Below are 20716 nucleotides of genomic sequence, written 5' to 3'. Positions count from 1 at the left end.
ATAAAAAGTCTCAGCTTATAAAAGAGCCGGGGCTTTTCTTTTTCTGATTCGTAACCTATCTTTGATTCGTTGTTTGAAAATTAGTTACTTAGTTACATTGACCCAGGAAGAATTTAAGCATCTGTTTGAAATGCATTTTGTAGCAATTCGCAATTATGTATTTTACCGTTCAGGAAATACTGAGGTAGCTACTGATATTGCCCAGGAAGCTTTCCTGAAAGTATGGGAAAAACAAGAAACTGTGCAACCTGAGTCAGCAAAAGGCCTTCTTTATAAAATTGCCGGCGACCTGTTTATTTCGTATTACCGAAAAGAGAAACGTTCATTTCATTTTTTTAATCATTTTGTTTTTGATGAAAATGGACAGACTCCGGAAGATCTTTTCGCTTTTGAGCAATTAAAAGGAAATTATAAAAGAGCACTAGAAAAATTGCCGGAGAAACAACGAACTGTTTTTTTGATGAGCAGGGCCGAGAACCTGAAATATAAAGAAATAGCTGAAGTATTGGGGATAAGTGTAAAAGCAGTTGAAAAGCGAATGAGGTACGCCTTAAAATATTTACGCACTTTTTTAAATCACGAATGAATGACAAAAATATACATAGCACCTATTTAGAAGAAAAGCATTCTACTTTTTTTTCAAAAGGGAAAATTAAATGGGAAAAAACAGAGGCAGAAGTGTGGGCCGAACTTTCAGACAAAATTGTTGAAAAACCGTCAGTGAGGGAAATAGTTTTAATTCCCGGGGTTTTAAAGTATGTGGCGGCGGCTGTACTTTTTTTTGCTGTTGTTTTGGGGGCTATCGCTTTTTTTTATCAGAAGACAGTTGTTTGTAATCCCGGAGAGCATCTTACTGTTCAGCTGCCCGATGAGTCCGTTGTGCAGTTAAATGCAGAGTCAGGAATAAAATACAACCCCTTAAAATGGAGATTTGAACGAAAGGTATTTCTGAGAGGCGAAGCTTTTTTTAAAGTAGAAACAGGAAAGAAATTTAGTGTTATTTCTCCGGAAGGAACAACTGAAGTATTGGGAACCAGTTTTAATATTTACTCCAGGGACGAAAAATACAGGGTAGCCTGTTTAACTGGTCGCGTAAAAGTGATTACATACGAAAAAAAATCGGTAGTACTTGAACCGGGTTCAAAAACAGAGCTAAAAAAAGGTGAGCTTATTTTGCAAAAAAATCATAACGTTGAAAATATAATCAGCTGGACAAACAATCAATTCTTTTTTGCCGGAACCCCTCTCAGGGAAGTGATTGACGAGATTGAAAGACAATACGGTGTTACCATTAGAATTCAGAAAGAACTAGATAAACGGAATTTTGCCGGTAACTTTCCCAAAAAATATAATGTGGAAGAGGTATTGGATTTTGTTTGTATGGCGATGCAGATTAATTTCGTAAAACAATCAGAAAATGTATTTCTGGTGATGGAAAACAGTTAATAGGTGAAAAGTGGAATACTTTTAGTTTTTGTCTTGTGTTTTTATTTTCAGGTCTTTGGCCAACAATCTGAATCTGTTGAAATTGATGTAAACAAAACTCCTTTGAATGAAGTTCTTATTCGCTTAAAGGAGAATTATGGTTTTCAGTTTGCATTTGATAAAGATTTGTTGTCGCAATTTGTTGTCTCTGTTCGCGACAATTTTTCCTCAAAAGAAGAAACACTTGCAGGTTTATTAAAAGGTTTGCCTCTTACTTTTGACAAATCGGGAGAAGTTTTTTTGATTATCCCCCAAAATAGTTTTCAGGAAGTTCGTCGGCAAAAGACAACCCAAATTTCAGGTCAGGTAGTTGAAGCTCGTTCTTACGAACCGTTGCCATTTTCATACATCCTCATAAATAACCGGTCAATTCAATCCGACCAAAAGGGGAATTTCACTTATCTGGCTTCAGCTGATACTTCGTTTAATGTACAAATTTCGCACCTGGGCTATTTTTTATACGATACACTTGTTTCAGGTAATCTGATACAGCAATTTCCGCTTACTCCGCGTTTTACCGAGCTCAAAGAAGTTCAAGTGGAAGGCAATCCGATTGAACGTTCAACATTGATCGGAGACCAACCCGGAAAAATAAAAATTAACCACAGGATTGCGCCGCTTCTTCCGGGATATGGGGATAATTCTGTTTTTAATATGTTACGTCTCATGCCCGGAGTTTTGGCTGCCGGAGAACAATCTTCCGATTTGCTGATTTGGGGGGCTTATGAAAGCCATAGTAAAATTCAATTTGACGGATTTACGATTTTCGGACTAAAAAACTTTAACGATGATATTGGCGTTGTAAATCCGCTGGTGTTAAAAGATATGGAAGTTTTTAAAGGAGGTTACGAAGCAAAATACGGCGACCAGGTTGGCGGAATCGTAAATATAACCGGTAAAAACGGGAGTTTGCAAAAGCCTTCTTTTACATTCAATATAAATAATACAACTTTAAATTCGCTGGTTGAACTGCCCGTTTCCAAAAAATCATCGTTTCTGGCTGCCTACCGGCAAACATTTTATGAATTGTATGATCCTTCCAAAATTCAGTTTTTTAACCGGCGTGGAAATAGTGCTTTTGATGCCACTGTTTATCCCGATTATCACTTTCGCGATGCCAATTTGAAATATAACTATCAGGATGAAATGATAGCTGTTGAGTTAAGTTTATATGGCGGTGGCGACAAGTATGCGTATAATTTGGAGAGGGATTTTGCAAATTCCTTTGTTTTGCGTGAAGAAGAAGAAAAAAATCAACAGTGGGGTGGGGCTTTTACACTTTCAGGAAAGGACCAAAAAGGAAATACAGGAAGAATAAAATTAGCTGCTTCAAAACTTTCGAATCTTACCAGCGAGATGAATAGAGTTACCCATAAACGGAACGGAAGAGAGTTTATGACAAGAACAGGAAATGGAGAAAATGTTGTGAACCAGATAACATTTACGGCCCAAAACCGATGGAATTTTATGAACGGGTATTATATTGAATCTGGTTTAGGATTTGAATCAAATAATGCGCAAATTCTGCGAGGTTTAAATAATAATAATTTGATTGATAGTGATACCCGACTTAATCGGATATTCTCATACGTACAGAGTTATTGGCCTTTAGGTGAATATTTTGATCTAAAAGCCGGCATTCGAATTAATTATGCCTTGAAAATTAACAAGTCTTATCCTGCTCCACGGGTTGCGGCTTCAGTAAAACTTACCCCTGATTTAAAATTAAATGCATCGTGGGGAATGTATCACCAGTTTTTAGCCAAAAGCACACTTCTCGACAGCAGCTTGAATTACTATTATTTCTGGGCTAATTCCTTAAAAATCGTTGTTTACCGTAACTACAGTATTGTTATTGCCTAAATCCAATCCCACACATGTAAAACTGCTTTTGTTTTCAAGTCCAAGATCCCCCATTTTTGCTTTAGCCAATTCCAACGAGTGGATACAATATCCTTTGCTAGCAGAAAGATTTGGAGAAGGAACTACTTCTACTTTTAAAACATCTTCAAATTCTTTGTTAAAAAGCTCTACTATTTTTTGATAAAGCGAACCTCCTCCAACAAGGTAAATTTTATCAACATCGTAGAAATCTTCATCCAAAATATTACGTCTGATAGATGGAGATATTACTTCATTATAATAACTTTCCAATACTTTATCTCTGATTTCGGTAAGATCTACTCTTTTTCTTTTTATAAGAATACTCCCCCTTTGGAACGCCCTCTCCAGCTGTTGATCGGTCAAAATATTTATGTAATATTTTTTTTGAAGTTCATTTTCCAGCAGCTTTATCGCATAAATAATCCCGCTGGAACTGTGAGCTGTTCTGTAAACCAAACCACCAGGCTGAGACAAAGCTATTTCGAATGTTCCATAACCGATACTTGCGATTATAAAGTTACCATTATCTTTTATCTCCCCGTTTCTGATATATTTCACCGACCCTTCAATTTCAGTCATGACATCGACTTCGGGTATTGAAAAATCAACCTTTTCTACACCGCGACTCCCCAGAGTCCGCGAATCAAAGTTAATCTGATGGTTTCCTTTAAAAAAATCGGCAGCAGCACTTTTAAATGGTTGATAAGTAGTAAAAGGAAAACCAGTAGTAACGATTAAATTCGAGTAGGTACCCTGCGTTGCAGTTAATAAGCCGGTGAGACCTAACAATTGATAGTCAGCGTCATCTGGAGAACTATTTAAAAATTTATGAGGAGATAGCCCCTCTTTTAGTGCGAGGTTACCTACGATATAATCTTTTCCGTTTAAACCGGTTATTCTAATACCATCTAAAAACTCATCAGCTACTTTCTCGAAGTCTCTGTAATTTTCTTCTAATACACTTGGGAATACAAACGATTTTTCCATAAATTAATTTTTATATAGATCTTATCTGTTTCATTTTCATATTCAGTAATGAAAGTTTACTCTTTTTATTCATCACAGACTTTTCTTTGTCATCTGAGGAATCTTCACTCAAATCATAGACACTTTCTAAAAAGTCCGAGGAAACATCTTTACCATTTAATTTAACCACATTATCTTCAACTGATTTAATCTGTTGACTTGTCCACTCGCCAGAGGTTTCGAACTTTTGATCGTTCTTAGGGTCAGCCTCATCCAATATGTAGCACATTCCATCAAAAAAAGCTTTTTCTTTAATATTTACATGCTTGGTCTTTATTGTGCCCCTCATTTCTCCGCCGGGGATTATAGTAAATTCATTATCAGCAATAAAGTCTCCTTTTGCTTTTCCCTCGATTACAACAAACGCTGCTTTTATGTAACCGTGCACATAACCTGTTTTCCCTATAACTATCCTTCCTGTGGTAACCAATTCTCCTTCTATCTCTCCATCTACTCTTATATCATCTTCCGATGATACCCGACACTTTAGTCTGGTACCTGCTCCTATGACTGTTAAACTACTCCTGCCACTATCTCTCCTTTTGTTTGACTTTAACATAACTTTCTTTGATTTTTATCTCCAACTTCATACAATCATAAGCCTAACTTTACAAAGTTGGTAAGATTATGTTGAACGAATCTTTTAAAAACATGGACATTTTATGGACACATAATAAAATAACCTTGTACAATATACACAAATTTCCCACTTTCGATATCCTGTCATGAGTACAACCAACAAAATGCACCAATGTTTAGTAAATTTCGAAAAATTAAATACAGGTTGTACAACTCTCTGTGAATATTGAATTTTAAGCTACTATTTTTCCGAAAGAGCAGAGTAAAATTTTTTCCTCAAAAGATAGTTTGTTATTAATTCGACGAAAAAGAATGAGTAAACTGAACAAAATTGTCTTCTCTTTTCAATCCCAACTTCTTTTTAATCCGATAACGACTCTTTCTCACACTATCATCTGAAATATTAAAAAGGTGAGCAATCTGACTTGTATTCATACCCATCTTAGTAGCACAAATGAATACAATATCATACTGTGTCAACGTATCAAACCTTTCTGTCAGTTTTTCTGTAAAACCAGGATATACATGGTTAAACCTTAACTGAAATGCCGCCCAATTATTTAAAAGCAATGATTTTTCATTCAAGTACTTCTTCATTTTTAATAACACATTACCTTTATACACGGCATCGGTTGACTTGTACAATTCATTTTCAATAATGACATTCAACTTTTTAAGTACATTTTTACTTTCCTCGCCTTTCAGGGTTTCTGCCATCAATTCATTTTCCTTCTCCTTCAATAGCAGTTGCAAAGTTTTAAATTGGGTTGACATTTTCCGTACACTTTGCTCTTTGTTCCTAACCTCACTTTTTAGTTCTTCTAATTCATTGTTCTCATTTTGAAATAAAAACCGAAATTTAGAATACATCTGTTCATACTTATTTATGCGGACGTCAATTGCTTTAAGAAGTTCTTCTCTCGTAAAAGGTTTTGTTAAATAGTCATCAGCACCCTCTTCCATCCCTTTACGTCGCTCTTCCCTCTCACTCAAAGCAGAAATAAATATAAAAGGTTTTGATGCAAGCACCTCGTGTCTCTTAAACTCCCGAATAACTTGAAAACCATCCATTTGTGGCAAAAGCACATCGCACAAAACCAAGTCGGGGATTTTATCTTTGGCTAAATCGAATCCGACAATACCGTCTGAGGCTTTTAAAACATCAAATCCTTCCTGTTTTAAAATATAAGCTACCTCATCCAGCAATTCTATTTCGTCTTCGATTATTAAAATTTTGCGCATGCTTAGGTATAAATAGATCGAGATTACAATACAAAAATAGAAAAAAGTATCAATCTGAAACCTCCAAACTAAAAATTTCATTAACTGACTTCTCAAAAACAGCGGAAATTTTTAACGCCAAAATAGTTGAAGGAACATACCTTCCGGTTTCAATAGAATTAATTGTTTGACGTGAAACTCCAATCATTTTTGCCAAATCTTCTTGTGTGAGATTTTTAATTCTACGTTCTATTTTCAAGTTATTTTTCACTTAATCTTTTTAGTCCGTATTTTATTGTGTAAAAATATTAAAGATGAAAACATCATAAATTTTACCAGATTCTGGCAGCAGCCAACCTAACAAAAACATAAAAATTACGGCAAGAAGTAGTGAATAGATATCAAAGAAATCCATTTAATTATTTTTTGATCTGTATTTTGTGTAATAAAAATATGACAAGTAAAAAACCAGAAGCATCAACAGGAAAAAGTCAAAATCAAAGATCCAGCTATCTGTTATTTCATTATTTAAAAAGGCTAAGGGATATAATATACCTATTGTAATAATTGTGTTTATAAAACTTACAACCAACGACTTCATTCGTAAATGAAGAAACAGCTCATCTTCATCACGTTCTTTCGAAAAAACAAAAAAAAGCAATCCTGTATTCAAATTATAAAAAAAGACTTCTCTTTTTCTGACAAACCCTTCTAATTCATTAAAACCAAAAGCTGCAATAAATCCCCCGACAATAAAAATCAGACCAATCCATTTTATATAAGAAGGAAGAAACCTTATTTTTATTTTTAGTAGATCGTAACTGTTAGGAATTGGCCGTAAAACATAAAGACCAAAAGAAATATACAGAATAACATATCCGATTAAAACAGGTAGTAAAATATTCATCTTTGTAAAATTTACTTTTCAATATGACAAACATACTTTACATTTCTTAAAAAGACAAGTTTCCTTTACATTTTTTTAATTTGTTTTTTAACATGATTTGCATTTTCTTAGCCCGATGTTTGAAAAGATTGGTGAATACATTATAAACACCGCCAACATTATTTGGGGAACTCCCATTTTAATTTTGCTTTTAGGGGGTGGTTTCTATTTTTTGATTTATTCCAGATTAGCTCCTTTACGCTATTTCACACATGCTTTAAAAATTTTAACCGGAAAATATGATGACCCGAACGAACCGGGACAATTAAGGCATTACCAGGCACTTTCAACTGCACTGGCCGGAACCGTTGGAATGGGAAATGTAAGCGGTGTTGCTGTAGCCATTACAATGGGTGGCCCCGGCGCTATCTTTTGGATGTGGGTTTCGGCGCTGCTCGGCGTTAGCACCAAATTTTTTACTTGTTCGCTGGCAGTTATGTTTCGTGGAAAAGACTCAAATGGGGAAATTCAGGGTGGTCCCATGTATTTTATTACTGAAGGGTTGGGAAAAAACTGGAAACCGCTGGCAATTTTCTTTTCCCTGATGGGAATGATTGGCGTGTCCCCTCTCTTCCAGGCCAACCAGCTTACCCAAATGATCCGTGACGTTGTGTTGGTTCCCAATAATCTCGGCGGTAATTTTCAATCGGATTTAATTACCGGAATCATCATTGCTGTTATTGTTGGCATAGTAATTATAGGAGGAATAAAACGTATAGGTAATGTAACCGGACGTGTTGTTCCAATTATGGTTGCTGTATATGTAGCCACTGTTTTATTTATTATTTTTTCAAGTCCATCGCAAATTATTCCGGCGTTTAAAACCATTTTTCACGATGCTTTTACAGGTGATGCTGTTCTGGGAGGTTCGCTTGGCGCGATAATAATTACCGGTGTACGGCGCGCCGCTTTCTCAAACGAAGCTGGTTTGGGAACTGCCCCAATGGCACACGGAGCTGCAAAAACAAGTGAGCCCATCCGCGAAGGACTCGTGGCCATGCTTGGGCCCATTATCGATACCATTCTGATTTGCACAATGACAGCACTGGCAATTATAATAACCGACTCATGGATTGAAAGTTCTGCCGACGGAATTTCGTTAACAGCTCATGCCTTTGACCTGGCAATTCCTGTATTCGGAAAATACATTTTAACTGCCAGTGTTACCTTTTTTGCAATGTCGACTCTGTTTGCCTTTCCTTATTATGGAACAAAATGCCTTGGCTTTGTTGCCGGTGCTAAATACGGTTATATCTATAACTACATTTTTGTTATCGTTGTTATTATTGGAGCCATTTCAAATCTGCGGGTAATTATTGGCCTCATCGATATTTCCTTTGCGCTGATGGCTTTCCCAACCGTTATTTCAGCGTTGTTGCTTTCGCCCCATGTACGCCGGGCTGCCAAGGATTACTTTGACCGACTGAAGAGGAACGAATTTTAATACTAATATTTTTTTTAGAAAAAAGATTGTGTAAATTGGAGCACAAATTTTTCAAGAATGAAAAAGAATCAACCCTTTAACGAATATCTAAGAGCTTTTTATTCCGATGGATACCGAATTGCAATAAATGCAGCTGAAAGTATTGACTCAAAAGAAATTTTATTTTCGGCAATTGAAGAAATGTATCAGCAAATTGACGAGTTGACTGTATCAATTTCTGAACTTTCTCAGCGGCAAAATACCACTATTGACTGCAAAAAAGGATGTCAATGGTGTTGCCACCAACCTGTTTTTGCAATGAATTATGAATTGGACTATTTAAACTTTTTTATTAAAACCAATTTAAAAACCGGAAAACAAAAAGATATCCAGGCAAGAGCTCGTGGTAAGGCCAAAAAATTAAAAGGCCTGACAAACGACGCGCTGCTTAACTCCAAACACCCTTGTCCTCTGTTGGAAAATGGGATGTGTATTGCATATAAAGCGAGGCCGATGGCGTGTCGAATTTATTTGTCGACACACCTTAAAACCTGTCTGAAATTTTACAATACTCCAAACGACAAAAAGAACTTTCCCGCCCTGCTCGAATTTCCAATGCAGGCCGGAAGAATGATGAATGAAGGATTTAAATCAGCTTTAAAAGCTACAGGTTTTAAACCCGAAGAATTTAGAATAGAGGAAAAACTTTTAGATTAGGACTCTTCCAATTTCACGCCAATTACTTTAAACTTCTCTTCCAGAATATCGGGTGAAATTGGGCGATTATTTCTTGTCAGAACCGTTGTAATTTTAGCATCAACCATTAACTTTTCATCCGATTTTCGAATCACCTGTTGCTTAAAAACAACCCTCAAACGGCCTTGTTTCCCCATTTTTAAACGAACAAAAAAATCATCGGCCGGGCGAAGCGGGAATTTATAATCGAGTTCGGCACGAATAACTACCGCATCAATTCCCTCGTTGTGCAGTTGTGCAAAATCGAGGCCTGCTTTGTGAAGAAATTTATGCCGGCAATGTTCCAAATAATTCTGATAAACTGAATTATTGACGATGCCCTGAATGTCGCATTCATAATCGCGCACCTGCATTTCCAGTTCAAAATCGTAGTTTTCCATTCTCTAAAATTTTACAATCGTCGTATCGGATGAAATAAAAGATCTTATCTCTGCAACAATCCAAAGATTTCTCACTTCAGTCGAAAAGCCCCAAACAATTCAGTTTGCTGAACGAACCATTTTGGGATACCCACCAAAAGCTTTTACCCAGAAACGATGGAACTTATGAAAGCTTTGAACCGGATCTGCAAACATCATGATACACTTTTTATAAATCAGCGGAATTCCGGCATCTGCTGCTGCTTTTACAGCTTCGGGAGTGTCTGATTTCTGTTGAATCCAAATCATTTTTATCCCCTTGCTGGCAGCTGCATTTACAACGCTTAGAGTTTCTTGTTTGGGGGTTACAACAAAAAGGTGAGTAACGTGGTCGGGCAGCTCCTCCACCGACTTAAAACACTTTACTCCCTGAATCTCATCGGCATTGGGATTAACGGGATACAAATCAAAACCCTTTTCTTTCAACTCTTTAAAAATCGCCCCACCAAACTTCTTTGGATTACGGGACACTCCTGCCATGGCCATTTTCTTTGGCCCGAGAAACTTGTTAATTTCATTCAAGGTTGTCATTCTGGTTATTTTTAAGGTTATTTTATCAAAAAGTCAAAAAACTTTTTGCCTTCGAGGTAGCCTTCCAGATGGTCGCCAATTTTTACAGGGCTAACACCTGCAGGTGTACCTGTGTATATTAAGTCACCAATTTTCAGTGTCATGTATTTCGACACATGTGAAATAATCTCTTCAAACCCAAACATCATTAACTTTGAATTTCCTTCCTGTGCAGTTTTTCCGTTTATATCCAGTTTAAAACCAATGGCTTCCGCATCGGGAAAAATACTCTTATCCAGAAACGTACTGCTTATTACCGCCGACTGGTCAAAAGCCTTTGCTTTTTCCCAGGGCAGACCTTTTTCTTTTAATTTCTGCTGAACATCACGCGCCGTGAAATCAATCCCAAGTCCAATTTCATCAAAATAACGATGGGCAAAACGTTTTTCTATATTTTTCCCAATCCGGTTAATTTTAATCACCAGCTCAATTTCATGATGGACTTCTTTTGTCCAGTCGGGGATATAAAACGGATCGTTATTTCTAAGCAACGCCGAATCGGGTTTTAAAAAAAACACCGGCTCGTCAGGAATTTCATTTTTTAATTCCTTTGCGTGCGCCATATAATTTCGTCCAATACAAATAATTTTCATATTATCAAGTATATAGCTGTCAACTTTAAGTAATAAATTTTTGATTTAAACTTAAAAATAAAAAAGTGACCGTTACCGGGTCATCATCCGTAATTTAATCTGAGTAAGTACCCGTTTCGTGTAAAGTGGAAATTCACTATTCATAATCCAGCCAAAATAACCGGGTTGCTCTTCCAAAACCTGTTCAACGGGAATTCCTTTGTTTTTACCAAAATTAAACACTTCCACTCCATTTTCATCGTAAACGATTCTACCCACAAAATCAACATTTCTGTCGTACGACGAAAATTCACTCAACTTCTGCACATCGTTAACAATCGGCACCGATTTTTTTCCGTGATTATCTTCATAAACCACATCCTTATACATGTCAAGTTGTGCCTTCAAAACCTCGTATGTAGCTTTCGTATCGGCCATAGCGCTATGTGCATCAACCAGTTGCTGATTACAATAAAATTTATATGCTGCTGCCAAAGTACGTTTTTCCATTTTATGAAAGATCGCCTGAACATCGATAAATTTTCTTTTTTTGAAATCGATATCAATATCTGCTCTCAGAAATTCTTCTGCAAGCAAAGGTATATCAAAACGGTTGGAGTTAAACCCCCCTAAATCACAACCTTCCAAAAATTTGGCCAGTGTTTTAGCCACCTCCTTAAAGGTTGGTTCGTCTTTTACATCCTCGTTGACTATTCCATGAATTTTTGACGCTTCTTCAGGAATTGGCATTTCCGGATTAATGCGCATAAGCTTTTCTTCCTCACTTCCATCAAGATGAATTTTTAACAAAGCAATTTCTACAATTCGATCAGTAACTATGTTGATTCCCGTTGTTTCCAAATCGAGAAAGACTACCGGATTTTTTAATGTAAGATTCATTCGCTTAAATTAAAAAAGAAGGTATCCGAAAAACCATCTTGATTTCCATTCTGATTTTTGGGATACCCTCCACATTTATAATTATTCGATTTTATGCGTTTATCATCATCGGCATCAGAAGCATTAAAACATCTTCGTCTTCATCGTCAGTTTCGGCAGGAAGTAAAAGACCTGCTCTTGTAGGATCACTCAATTCAACCTTTACATCACTGGCTGAGATATTGGTTAAAATTTCCTGCAGGAATGTAGATTTGAATCCTATCTCAATTTCATCTCCTTCATATTCACAACTCAGGCGCTCAACCGCTGAAATGGAAAAATCGATATCCTGAGCAGAAACAACCAGCTGGTTATCATTGATATTCAATTTAATTAAATTGCTGGCCTGGTTTGAAAAAACAGAGACACGTTTTACAGTATTAAAAAATGCCAACCTGTCGATAATCATTTTATTCGGGTTATTACTTGGAATTACCGAATTATAACTTGGGTAATTTCCTTCAACCAGACGACAAATTAATTTGTATTTGCTCAATGTAAAAAAAGCGTTTTTATCGTCAAATTCCAGCTTTACGTCAAACTCTTCTTTGGGAAGCAGATTTTTCAGCAGACTGGCCGGCTTTTTTGGCAAAATAAACGATGACTCAAATTCAGCCGTTGCATCTGAACGACGGTAACGAACCAGTTTGTGTGCGTCTGAAGCAACAAAACTCATAAAGTCGGGTGAAATTTCAACATAAATACCATTCATTACCGGACGAAGTTCGTCATCGGCAGTTGCAAATAATGTTTTTTCAATCCCTTTTTGAAGAACAGCGTGACTAACATTTACCGATGAAGCAGAATCTTCAACCAATTCAGGAAGTTCAGGAAAATCTTCCCCATCCTGCCCTACTATACTAAATTTTCCATTATCAGAAAAAATATCCACTGCAAAAGTTTCGCTGTCAATTTGAAACGTGAGTGGTTGCTCAGGAAATTCTTTGAGCGTATCGGTAAGTATTTTTGCCGGAACAGCAATTGTTCCTTCTCCATCAATATTATCAAGCTCCATGCTTGTAATCAAAGTCGATTCCAAATCCGAGGCTGTAATGGTTAGTTCTGTTTCTGAAAGATGAAAAAGAAAATTATCCAGAATGGGCATCGTACTTTTACTGCTGATTACCTTGCTGATTGCGGCCAGGTGATGTAATAATTCAGTACTTGAAACTACAAACTTCATAAGTAATTATTTTATTTTTAATTTTTTCTGTTGAAAATTTGTTCTATGCTTCTGTTTCAGAGCATCATAGTTTTTATTACTAAAAAGGATAAACCAAGTACACGAATATACAAACTTTAATGTTATTAACCTATCGTGAAAAGTTTGATTTTTTAACGGTTTTATAAACGATTAAACCGACGTCGGCGAAGATAATTATATGCCAGTCCGAAAATGGTTACAAGCACCAAAGGTAAAACAATATTTAACCATTGCCACTTTGTTTTTTCTTCCCGCAACTGCACTTTATCCAACATTCTCATTTTAACCGTCCGGTTTCGAAGCTGCATAATTCCCTGGTCGTCATTAAGGTAATAAATCAGGTTAAGCAAAAACTCCTTATTTCCAAAGGTCCGGCCGGAAACCCTGTCGAAACCAAGTTCGGTAAAACGCGGCGGATTGGTTGAATAGTTGACACGATTGGCCATTAAATCGCCGTCGGCAATTACCACCATTTTTGTCGGCTTACTTTTGTTGATAATATTTTCAGATGCCGGGATACCAAAAGCTTCGAGCATACGATTTTGGAAAACGGAAATAAAAGTACCTTCCAACATTACTCCAACCGGAATAAAAGCTTCATTAAATAACTCGCGCGCCGGCGGATTGTTTATATTTTGAAGGCTGACCGAAGAGGGGGATTTTACTCTCCGTGCACTAGGCGACGTAGTGAGAATAAAATTCTTTTTAGCTCCCGGATTTCCGGAGATTGTATCGATAGACGAAGCAAATTCAGAAAAAACGTTATTTAGGTTTCGGGTCGCCGGATGAGCATCGGAAGGAACCAACAACGGTGAATAATACCACGGATGAATCGTAAATTTTGGTGTATTTCCGGGCAGCGCGGTGTTCACTTGTATGCGCGCGCAATACACATCCTGCAGCAACTCATAATTTAAACGAACACCATACCGGAAAAACAGATCACTCAAATTCAGATCGCGGGGAAATGCATATGTTTGATACCCGTTTGACAAGCTATCCAAACTAACTTTCACGGGATCAATCAGCCACATTACTTTTCCTCCCTGCATAACGAACTGGTCGATATAAAACTTATCTTTTTCTTCAAAGGGCTGCTGAGGATCTGCAACAATCAGTATATCTACATTTTTTACGTGCGCAGGTAATTCTCCGGGCAAAATTCGTGTAAGCTGAAAGTCTCCTGAAAGCGCATTGGCAAAATCGGCCGTTTGATACTGATTTAATTCCTGGTTTCCATCCAAAAAAGCAAGCGTTGACTTTTTTGTCCGCATCAGCTTCCGAAAAACGTTAATCAATTCAAATTCCACACTTTCTACTGAATGATTAAAATTGGCTTCGGCAGAAAAGTCCGGATTCGACTTTAAGAAATTTACAGCCATTTCTTTGCCTCCCATCGAAACCAACGCTCCTGGAAAAATCGTTCTTGTGCTTACTCCTTCATTGGTTTGTTTTCTGAAACTGGTTGGTGTAACTCCCTTTCCTGCAATTTCATCAATTAAATTCTGTCGTTTCTCCACATCTCCTATGGAATATGGATCAGTAAATTTTATACGAATAGGTTTGGGTGAAAAAACATTTAAAACGGCAATTTTCTCCAAAACTTCCTGTTGCAGTTTTCGCAAACCCGGCTCAAGCTCCCCAATAAGAAAAAACTCTACTTCAACCGGCTGTTCAATTCCCGAAACAATTTCCTTACTTACATCAGAAAGCGAATAGCGTTTATCGGCGGTTAAATCGAGCCGGAAAAGAAAATTTGAAGAAACAACAAATACAACAATCAATAAAACAACAAAAACAGCGACATTCCTTTTTATTCTGCCTTTTTTCCAGTTTGAAATTCTCAGAAAAACACTGGTTAAATAAAGAAACAGAAGTGTAATTCCGAAGTAGTAAATAATATCGCGCATATCAACTACACCCCGGGAAATAGAAAGGTAATGATTGTTGATACTCATCCACGACAAAAGTTCTTCAAAAAGATAAGACACACCAGCACTTCCAACAAAATCGAATCCGAGATAAAAAATAAACGACATCGCCATTGCCAGAATAAAAGAAACAATCTGGTTATCGGTAAATGATGAAGCAAAAACCCCAATAGCAACATAAACAGCCGCCAGCAGGAACAGCCCTATAAACGATCCCCAGGTTGCGCCGACATCGATACTTCCAACAGGTTCGCCCAACAAATAAACCGACAGGAAATACAACAATGTGGGTAATAATGAAAAAATGACCAGAACCATTCCCGCAAAGAATTTTGCTAAAACAAGCTTAAAATCGGAAATTGGATGAGTAAGTAAAATTTCGATTGTTCCACTGCGTTTTTCATCGGCAAAAAAACGCATGGTAATGGCGGGCACCAGAAAGAGATACAACCAGGGAGCCAGCGAAAACAATGGTTCCAGTGTGGCATAACCATTATCCGGAATATTATACGCTCCCGGAAAAACCCACAAAAACAGTCCGGTAACCAATAAAAAAACCAGCACTGCAAGATAGCCAATCAGCGAGCCGAGAAATGTTTTTATTTCTTTTCGGAATAAACTGTACATTTTTGTTGCAAATTTCGAGTTCGCTCAAATTTATCTATTTTAATAAACTAAACATTTTTTTTGCTGCCCGTTGCGAACAGCCAGGTTCACCCATAATTTTTTTTAAACGGAGGTAGTCAGCTTTTATTTTTTTTCGATATTGTTCATCAAAAAGCAATTTATGCATTTCCTCTTTTACATTTTTGAAGGTCATTTTTACCTGAATATATTCCCGAACAATTTCTCTGTCCATAATAATATTTGGCAGTGAAACTCCAGCCATGGTAAAAATTATATTGCGAAAGACAAAATCAGTTACCCATCCGCCTTCTACCCTGTAGACAACCGTTTGCGGAACATCAAAAAGCGCAGTTTCCAATGCTGCTGTACCAGATGCGACAAGCGCTGTGTGGGCATTGTTCAGCAAATCATAGGTTTGGTTATAAATAATTTGTATGTTGCTGTTCTGCAAGTATTTTTGATATAATTCAGGAACTACACTTTTTACTCCGGCAACTACAAACTGAAAATCAGGATATTCTCCGGCAATTCTTACCATCAGAGGTAAAGTTCGTTTTATTTCCTGCACACGGCTTCCGGCGAGCAAAGCAACAACCGGCCGGGTATCCATATTATTCTTTTGCAAAAATTCCGCTTTTGTCAAGGCCTCATTTTTAAATTCTTCAAGCGAGTCCATCAAAGGATTTCCCACATAATGCACATCCATTCCGTGTTTTTTGTAGAAGGCTGTTTCAAAAGGAAAAATGGTAAACATTTCATCCACAAAAGCTTTAATCTTTTTTACACGGTACTCCTTCCAAGCCCATATTTTGGGTGAAATGTAATAAAAAACCCTAATATTATTCTTTTTTGCAAATTCGGCAACACGAAGGTTAAATCCCGGGTAATCAATCAAAATAATTACGTCGGGCTGAAACTGAAGAATATCTTTCCGGCAAAATTCGAGGTTACGCCCGATGGTTTTCAAATTCAGGATAACATTTACGATTCCCATAAAAGCCATTTCCCGATAATGTTTTACCAGCGAACCGCCAACTGAGTGCATCAAATCGCCGCCAAAAAAACGAAACTGAGCGTTTGTATCTTCCTCATTCAATGCTTTCATAAGATTTGAACCATGCAAATCGCCCGATGCTTCTCCTGCTATGAGATAATACTTCATATTTTTAAAATGCCCGTGAAACCAATACAGCAAAGGCATAAATTAATGTAGCTGCCAAAACTCCCTTTGCTGCTTTATCGTACTTTTTTTGGATAAAACCCATAAAAATTGCCAGGTTGGCAAATACACACAAACTCCCCAGTTTTACCAGTAAATGTATATGCCAAAGACTTTTTATATAATTTGAAAACGAAGTTTCACTGTCGCCAAAAAAATATACGCTAAAAAATATAATTAAGGGAACAAAAAAACCAGCCAAAAAACCAATTCCTGTTTGATCCCAACGATTTCTCCTTTTTCGCTGTTGCATTAAAATTTCCAGTTTTGGAGTTCCTCAAGTGTTTTGTAGCAAGTCATATCAACAGCAACGGGAACAACTGATACAAAATTGTTTTCCAACGCATAAATGTCTGTTTCTGCCGACCCTTCCTCAAAATTTTTAAAATAACCCGATAACCAATGATACTCTCTACCATGTGGATCTGTTCTTTTTTCAAATTCTTCCATCCATTTCCCATGTGTTTGCCGGCACACTTTTATTCCTTTCGGTTTTCCTTTTGGAATATTTACATTCAAACAAGTAAAAGGAGGTAAACCGTTTTCAAGCACATTCTGAAAAATTTTGGCAACGATAATTTTCGCTTTTGAAAAATCAGCGCCCGAACTGTAGTCGTCGAGTGAAAAGCCCACAGACGGAACACCATGTAAACTACCCTCGATAGCTGCTCCCATCGTTCCGCTGTATATCACACTTATTGATGAATTGGCACCATGATTGATCCCTGAAACCACAAAATCGGGCGTGCGGTCAAACAAACTGTTAAAACTAAGTTTTACACTATCAACCGGAGTTCCATTACTTTTATAAGTAGGTACACCCAGAATCTTTTCAATTTCAACAGCCCGCAGCGGCTGATCAACGGTGATGGCGCAGGATTTTCCAGACATTGATGTTTCGGAAGAAATAACCACCACATCTCCAAAAAACTTCATAACTTCAACCAACTCCTGAAGCCCGCGGGCATGAATCCCATCGTCGTTGGTAACTAATATAAATGGTTTATCTGACATATTTTTTCAAATTGGAAACAAAGATAGTGATAAAAATAGAGGCGTAAAATGGAAACAAAACATAGTTTGCAGCAATTCAAAAATTAATAATCACTCTTCGCTATTTTTAAAATCAATAGAATTATAGTAAATTAGTTCAGGTACTAAACCCGGAAGAAATGAAAGCATCATTCACTCTAATAATCTGTATTTTAGCCTTTTCAACAAATGCACAGTTTCCTGAATTTCAATTTCATAAAATTGGCGAACACGGCAGTAAAATGGGACAAACCGCGCTTATAGATCTGGATGAAGACGGTGACCTTGACTGGATTTTTGGCGAACGGGGAAAATTATCGTGGTTTGAACAAAAATCGGCAGATGACTGGATTTTACATCCATTGGGAGAAGGAGCACAAACCGATGTGGGTGGTTGTCCTATTGATATAAATAACGATGGAAAAACAGATTTTATGGTAGGAACCGGATGGTACGAGAATACGGGCGATGCAAAAAATTTTTTATTTCCTTTTCGGAACAGTTTCACTATTTCCTGCCACGATAATGTAGCAGCAGATGTTAATGGCGACGGCAATATAGACATCATCGCCAACAGTAACGACAGCAATAATCCGTATTTAGTTTGGTACAATATAAACAAGGAAATAGACCAACGCTGGGAACATATCATTATTGGTGAAGGAATTCACGGAGGTATTGACCCGAAAGGGTATGGCGATTTAGATAACGATGGAGACATTGACATTGTGCAGGGAAGCAGTTGGTTTGAAAATAATTCGGGCACAGGATTTTCATGGACAATACATCCGTTTTTAATCCCCGATGGCGGTTCACGTGCAGGACAATACGGGCTCGCATTAAAAACCTGGGTAACCGACATCGACAAAGACGGCGACAACGATATTGTCGAAGCTGAATGTGACACAGCCGACACGCGTGTATTTTGGTGGGAAAACCGGCGCGATGGAGAAAAATGGAAATTTCACCTGATTTCGGAAAACTCAACCGGACAGGATTTTCACTCGCTTGCAGTTTTTGATTTTGACAATGATGGTGATGAAGATGTGTTTAGTGGTGGTGGCCCGATGACACAGGGAACACATCAGTGGATCATTTGGGAAAATACGGATGGGAAAGCAGGGAGTTGGACAAAACATGTTATTTTGGAGGGCTACCGTTGTCACGAAGCAAAAGCTGCCGATGTGGATGGTGACGGCGATATAGACATCTGTTCCAAACCGTGGAACGGAAATATTCACGTTTACATGGAAAATAAATTGATTGATTAAATAATTCCATCCTTCTTTATCATTTCCTGATAATTTTCAAGAGTATCCATATCCTCCAGAATTTCGCCGCATGCAATTCCTGAAACTGACTGTTTATGTTGTTGAATCAAAATTTTTGCACCTTTTTCACCATCCAATCTCCGGAGCTCTTCAAAATAAATTTTGTCAAAAATAACCGGAACACCTCTCCAGCCCGAAGCGGATTGAGAAACAATAATTTGTTGATTTCCCTGTGTAAAACCGGTTACCATTTTTTTGATATGTGTAGCGGTTATCAAAGGTTGATCCAGAAGCGTTATAAGAACTCCCGTGGCAGAAGGAGACTTTTCGGATAGCTGACATATTCCGGACGCGATGGAACTTCCCATTCCCTTTTCCCAATTTTTATTGATAAAAACATTTATTTCAAATTTTTTAATCAAAGGAATGACAGCTTTTGAATTTGCTCCCAGCACAACATTTACTGGCTGATCACTTTTTAAAAGTGTTTCTATTTGATGCTCAATAAGCGTCTGTTTCCCCCAGGGAAGCAACTGTTTGGGCCTCCCCATTCGGGAAGAGCTGCCTGCTGCCAATAAAAGAATAGGGATTTTATCCATGGATTGAACCTGTTTTTTCACGCAATGAAACCGGATTTTGCTTCCGAATCACACCTAAAATTTCAGCCAAAATGGAAACAGCAATTTCTGAAGCACTTTCTGCCCCTATGCTAATTCCCGCCGGCCCGTGAATTTGGTCCAGAAAATCAAATGGAATTTCAGAATCTATTTCAAGCAACATATTAAAAACACGTTCTCTTCGCTTCTTTGCTCCCAACATTCCAATATAAGCTGCTTGAATGTTTTTTAATGCCAGCAAATACTGAACGTCTTTATTAAAGCTGTGTGTCATCAACATTACAGCTGTTTGTTCATCTATACGTAATCTGCTGATTTCGTCATATGCTGGTGTAATCAAAGCAGATGCTCCGGGAAAATAATCACACGACTTGGATTCTTCGGCAGAAGCAACGATGGTTACATTCCACCCCAACAATTTTGCAACTTGAGACAATTGGAGAGCATCATGTTCAGCTCCAAAAATGTAAAGCTGAAAAAGTGGTTCAAAGGTTTGTGAAAAACACTCTTGATCAGTAATCTGGTCAGGTGTAAAAGACGGATTTAAAACATAAGTTTTCCCTTTTAACGTCATCAATGTGCCAATGTTCTCATATTCACCCACCTTTTGATAAAACCAGGTATCCATTTTGAAATCTTCCCGTGCTTCCAGTACCGATCCAAAATCTAACCAAAGTTCATCAGAAAGAAAAACCGGTTCGATTAAAATATGGATAACACCTTCGCAACCAATCCGTAAACGACCGTCATAAGTCATTATTTTGGCTGTGCCGGTTTGAAATACAGTTTTGGCTTGCCGCTCAATTTCCTTCTCCACACAACCTCCGCTAACAGCACCGGCATATTCTCCATCTTCGCTGATCAGCATTCTCACCCCCGGCTTCCGGTACGAAGTCCCCTCGAGTGCAACTACCGATACCAATACAGCCTTTTTCCTGGATTTTTCCCAGATTTTTAAAGCTTGAAACAGGTGGCTAATTTCGTTTGTCATTTCG

The 20716-nt window shown here is 37.5% G+C and carries 22 protein-coding genes; 6 read left to right on the top strand and 16 right to left on the bottom strand.

Features of this window, described 5'->3' with window-relative positions:
* Positions 1–61 precede the first annotated feature (61 nt).
* From K5G00_RS15705 to K5G00_RS15695, 3 genes are read left to right on the top strand one after another with little or no spacing between them, the layout of a single operon-like run.
* Complete coding sequence (locus K5G00_RS15705; RefSeq protein ID WP_317235554.1) at positions 62–586, top strand: RNA polymerase sigma factor; 525 nt, start codon at positions 62–64, stop codon at positions 584–586.
* Positions 583–1446: a FecR family protein gene (locus K5G00_RS15700; RefSeq protein ID WP_238767131.1), complete on the top strand. Its 864-nt coding sequence runs from the start codon at positions 583–585 to the stop codon at positions 1444–1446. The genes K5G00_RS15705 and K5G00_RS15700 overlap by 4 nt, the downstream gene beginning before the upstream one ends.
* A 3-nt stretch (positions 1447–1449) precedes the next feature.
* A complete protein-coding gene (locus K5G00_RS15695) occupies positions 1450–3348 on the top strand; it encodes a TonB-dependent receptor plug domain-containing protein (protein ID WP_238767130.1) in 1899 nt (632 codons plus the stop codon).
* Here the strand turns inward: K5G00_RS15695 and K5G00_RS15690 are convergent.
* The 5 genes from K5G00_RS15690 to K5G00_RS15670 form a co-directional block, all read right to left on the bottom strand.
* Positions 3304–4356 (bottom strand): ParM/StbA family protein, encoded by a 1053-nt coding sequence (locus tag K5G00_RS15690; protein ID WP_238767129.1) that lies wholly within the window; start codon positions 4354–4356, stop codon positions 3304–3306. The two genes, K5G00_RS15695 and K5G00_RS15690, sit on opposite strands and share 45 nt — an antisense overlap.
* A 10-nt stretch (positions 4357–4366) precedes the next feature.
* Positions 4367–4954, bottom strand: a complete 588-nt coding sequence (locus K5G00_RS15685) for a bactofilin family protein (protein WP_238767128.1) — start codon at positions 4952–4954, stop codon at positions 4367–4369.
* 314 nt (positions 4955–5268) lie between these two features.
* Positions 5269–6216, bottom strand: a complete 948-nt coding sequence (locus K5G00_RS15680; RefSeq protein ID WP_238767127.1) for a response regulator transcription factor — start codon at positions 6214–6216, stop codon at positions 5269–5271.
* 49 nt (positions 6217–6265) lie between these two features.
* Entirely contained in the window at positions 6266–6466 is a 201-nt protein-coding gene (locus tag K5G00_RS15675) for a helix-turn-helix transcriptional regulator (RefSeq protein WP_238767126.1), read from the bottom strand.
* Between the two features lie 144 nt (positions 6467–6610).
* Positions 6611–7102, bottom strand: a complete 492-nt coding sequence (locus tag K5G00_RS15670) for a hypothetical protein (protein ID WP_238767125.1) — start codon at positions 7100–7102, stop codon at positions 6611–6613.
* A 115-nt stretch (positions 7103–7217) separates the two neighbouring features.
* On the opposite strand from K5G00_RS15670, the gene K5G00_RS15665 reads away from it, so the two are divergent.
* Complete coding sequence (locus K5G00_RS15665; RefSeq protein WP_238767124.1) at positions 7218–8585, top strand: alanine/glycine:cation symporter family protein; 1368 nt, start codon at positions 7218–7220, stop codon at positions 8583–8585.
* Between the two features lie 57 nt (positions 8586–8642).
* Positions 8643–9281, top strand: a complete 639-nt coding sequence (locus tag K5G00_RS15660; RefSeq protein WP_238767123.1) for a YkgJ family cysteine cluster protein — start codon at positions 8643–8645, stop codon at positions 9279–9281.
* On the opposite strand, the gene K5G00_RS15655 is transcribed toward K5G00_RS15660, so the two are convergent.
* The 9 genes from K5G00_RS15655 to surE all read right to left on the bottom strand — a co-directional run bounded on the left by K5G00_RS15655 (position 9278) and on the right by surE (position 17815).
* On the bottom strand, positions 9278–9700 hold the full coding sequence (locus K5G00_RS15655; protein WP_238767122.1) for an acyl-CoA thioesterase: 423 nt from the start codon (positions 9698–9700) through the stop codon (positions 9278–9280). The genes K5G00_RS15660 and K5G00_RS15655 overlap by 4 nt on opposite strands.
* A gap of 99 nt (positions 9701–9799) precedes the next feature.
* Positions 9800–10270, bottom strand: coding sequence for a CoA-binding protein (locus tag K5G00_RS15650; RefSeq protein WP_238767121.1), 471 nt, complete (start codon positions 10268–10270; stop codon positions 9800–9802).
* Positions 10271–10287: 17 nt separating this feature from the next.
* Positions 10288–10902 (bottom strand): fumarylacetoacetate hydrolase family protein, encoded by a 615-nt coding sequence (locus tag K5G00_RS15645; RefSeq protein WP_238767120.1) that lies wholly within the window; start codon positions 10900–10902, stop codon positions 10288–10290.
* Positions 10903–10974: 72 nt separating this feature from the next.
* Positions 10975–11781 (bottom strand): 3'-5' exonuclease, encoded by an 807-nt coding sequence (locus K5G00_RS15640; RefSeq protein ID WP_238767119.1) that lies wholly within the window; start codon positions 11779–11781, stop codon positions 10975–10977.
* Between the two features lie 91 nt (positions 11782–11872).
* On the bottom strand, positions 11873–13003 hold the full coding sequence (gene dnaN / locus K5G00_RS15635; RefSeq protein WP_158869111.1) for a DNA polymerase III subunit beta: 1131 nt from the start codon (positions 13001–13003) through the stop codon (positions 11873–11875).
* A 161-nt stretch (positions 13004–13164) separates the two neighbouring features.
* Positions 13165–15582, bottom strand: a complete 2418-nt coding sequence (gldG, locus tag K5G00_RS15630; RefSeq protein ID WP_238767118.1) for a gliding motility-associated ABC transporter substrate-binding protein GldG — start codon at positions 15580–15582, stop codon at positions 13165–13167.
* A gap of 34 nt (positions 15583–15616) precedes the next feature.
* Complete coding sequence (gene lpxB / locus K5G00_RS15625) at positions 15617–16744, bottom strand: lipid-A-disaccharide synthase (RefSeq protein WP_238767117.1); 1128 nt, start codon at positions 16742–16744, stop codon at positions 15617–15619.
* 4 nt (positions 16745–16748) lie between these two features.
* Positions 16749–17054, bottom strand: a complete 306-nt coding sequence (locus tag K5G00_RS15620) for a hypothetical protein (RefSeq protein ID WP_238767116.1) — start codon at positions 17052–17054, stop codon at positions 16749–16751.
* Entirely contained in the window at positions 17054–17815 is a 762-nt protein-coding gene (surE, locus tag K5G00_RS15615) for a 5'/3'-nucleotidase SurE (RefSeq protein ID WP_158869107.1), read from the bottom strand. Before surE ends, K5G00_RS15620 begins: the two co-directional genes overlap by 1 nt.
* 158 nt (positions 17816–17973) lie before the next feature.
* Between surE and K5G00_RS15610 the strand changes: the two genes are divergently transcribed.
* Complete coding sequence (locus K5G00_RS15610; RefSeq protein WP_238767115.1) at positions 17974–19104, top strand: FG-GAP repeat domain-containing protein; 1131 nt, start codon at positions 17974–17976, stop codon at positions 19102–19104.
* Here K5G00_RS15610 and K5G00_RS15605 read toward each other — a convergent pair.
* Both K5G00_RS15605 and K5G00_RS15600 read right to left on the bottom strand, forming a co-directional pair.
* Positions 19101–19724: a nucleotidyltransferase family protein gene (locus K5G00_RS15605; protein ID WP_238767114.1), complete on the bottom strand. Its 624-nt coding sequence runs from the start codon at positions 19722–19724 to the stop codon at positions 19101–19103. The genes K5G00_RS15610 and K5G00_RS15605 overlap by 4 nt on opposite strands.
* Positions 19696–20712 carry an XdhC family protein gene (locus tag K5G00_RS15600; protein ID WP_238767113.1) on the bottom strand — a complete coding sequence of 339 codons (1017 nt, stop codon included), beginning with the start codon at positions 20710–20712 and terminating at the stop codon, positions 19696–19698. Before K5G00_RS15600 ends, K5G00_RS15605 begins: the two co-directional genes overlap by 29 nt.
* Positions 20713–20716: the final 4 nt, after the last annotated feature.

This window comes from Maribellus maritimus (genome assembly GCF_022267315.1).
In the GTDB taxonomy this organism is placed as follows: domain Bacteria; phylum Bacteroidota; class Bacteroidia; order Bacteroidales; family Prolixibacteraceae; genus Draconibacterium; species Draconibacterium maritimum.
This window is presented reverse-complemented; position numbering and strand designations above follow the sequence as displayed.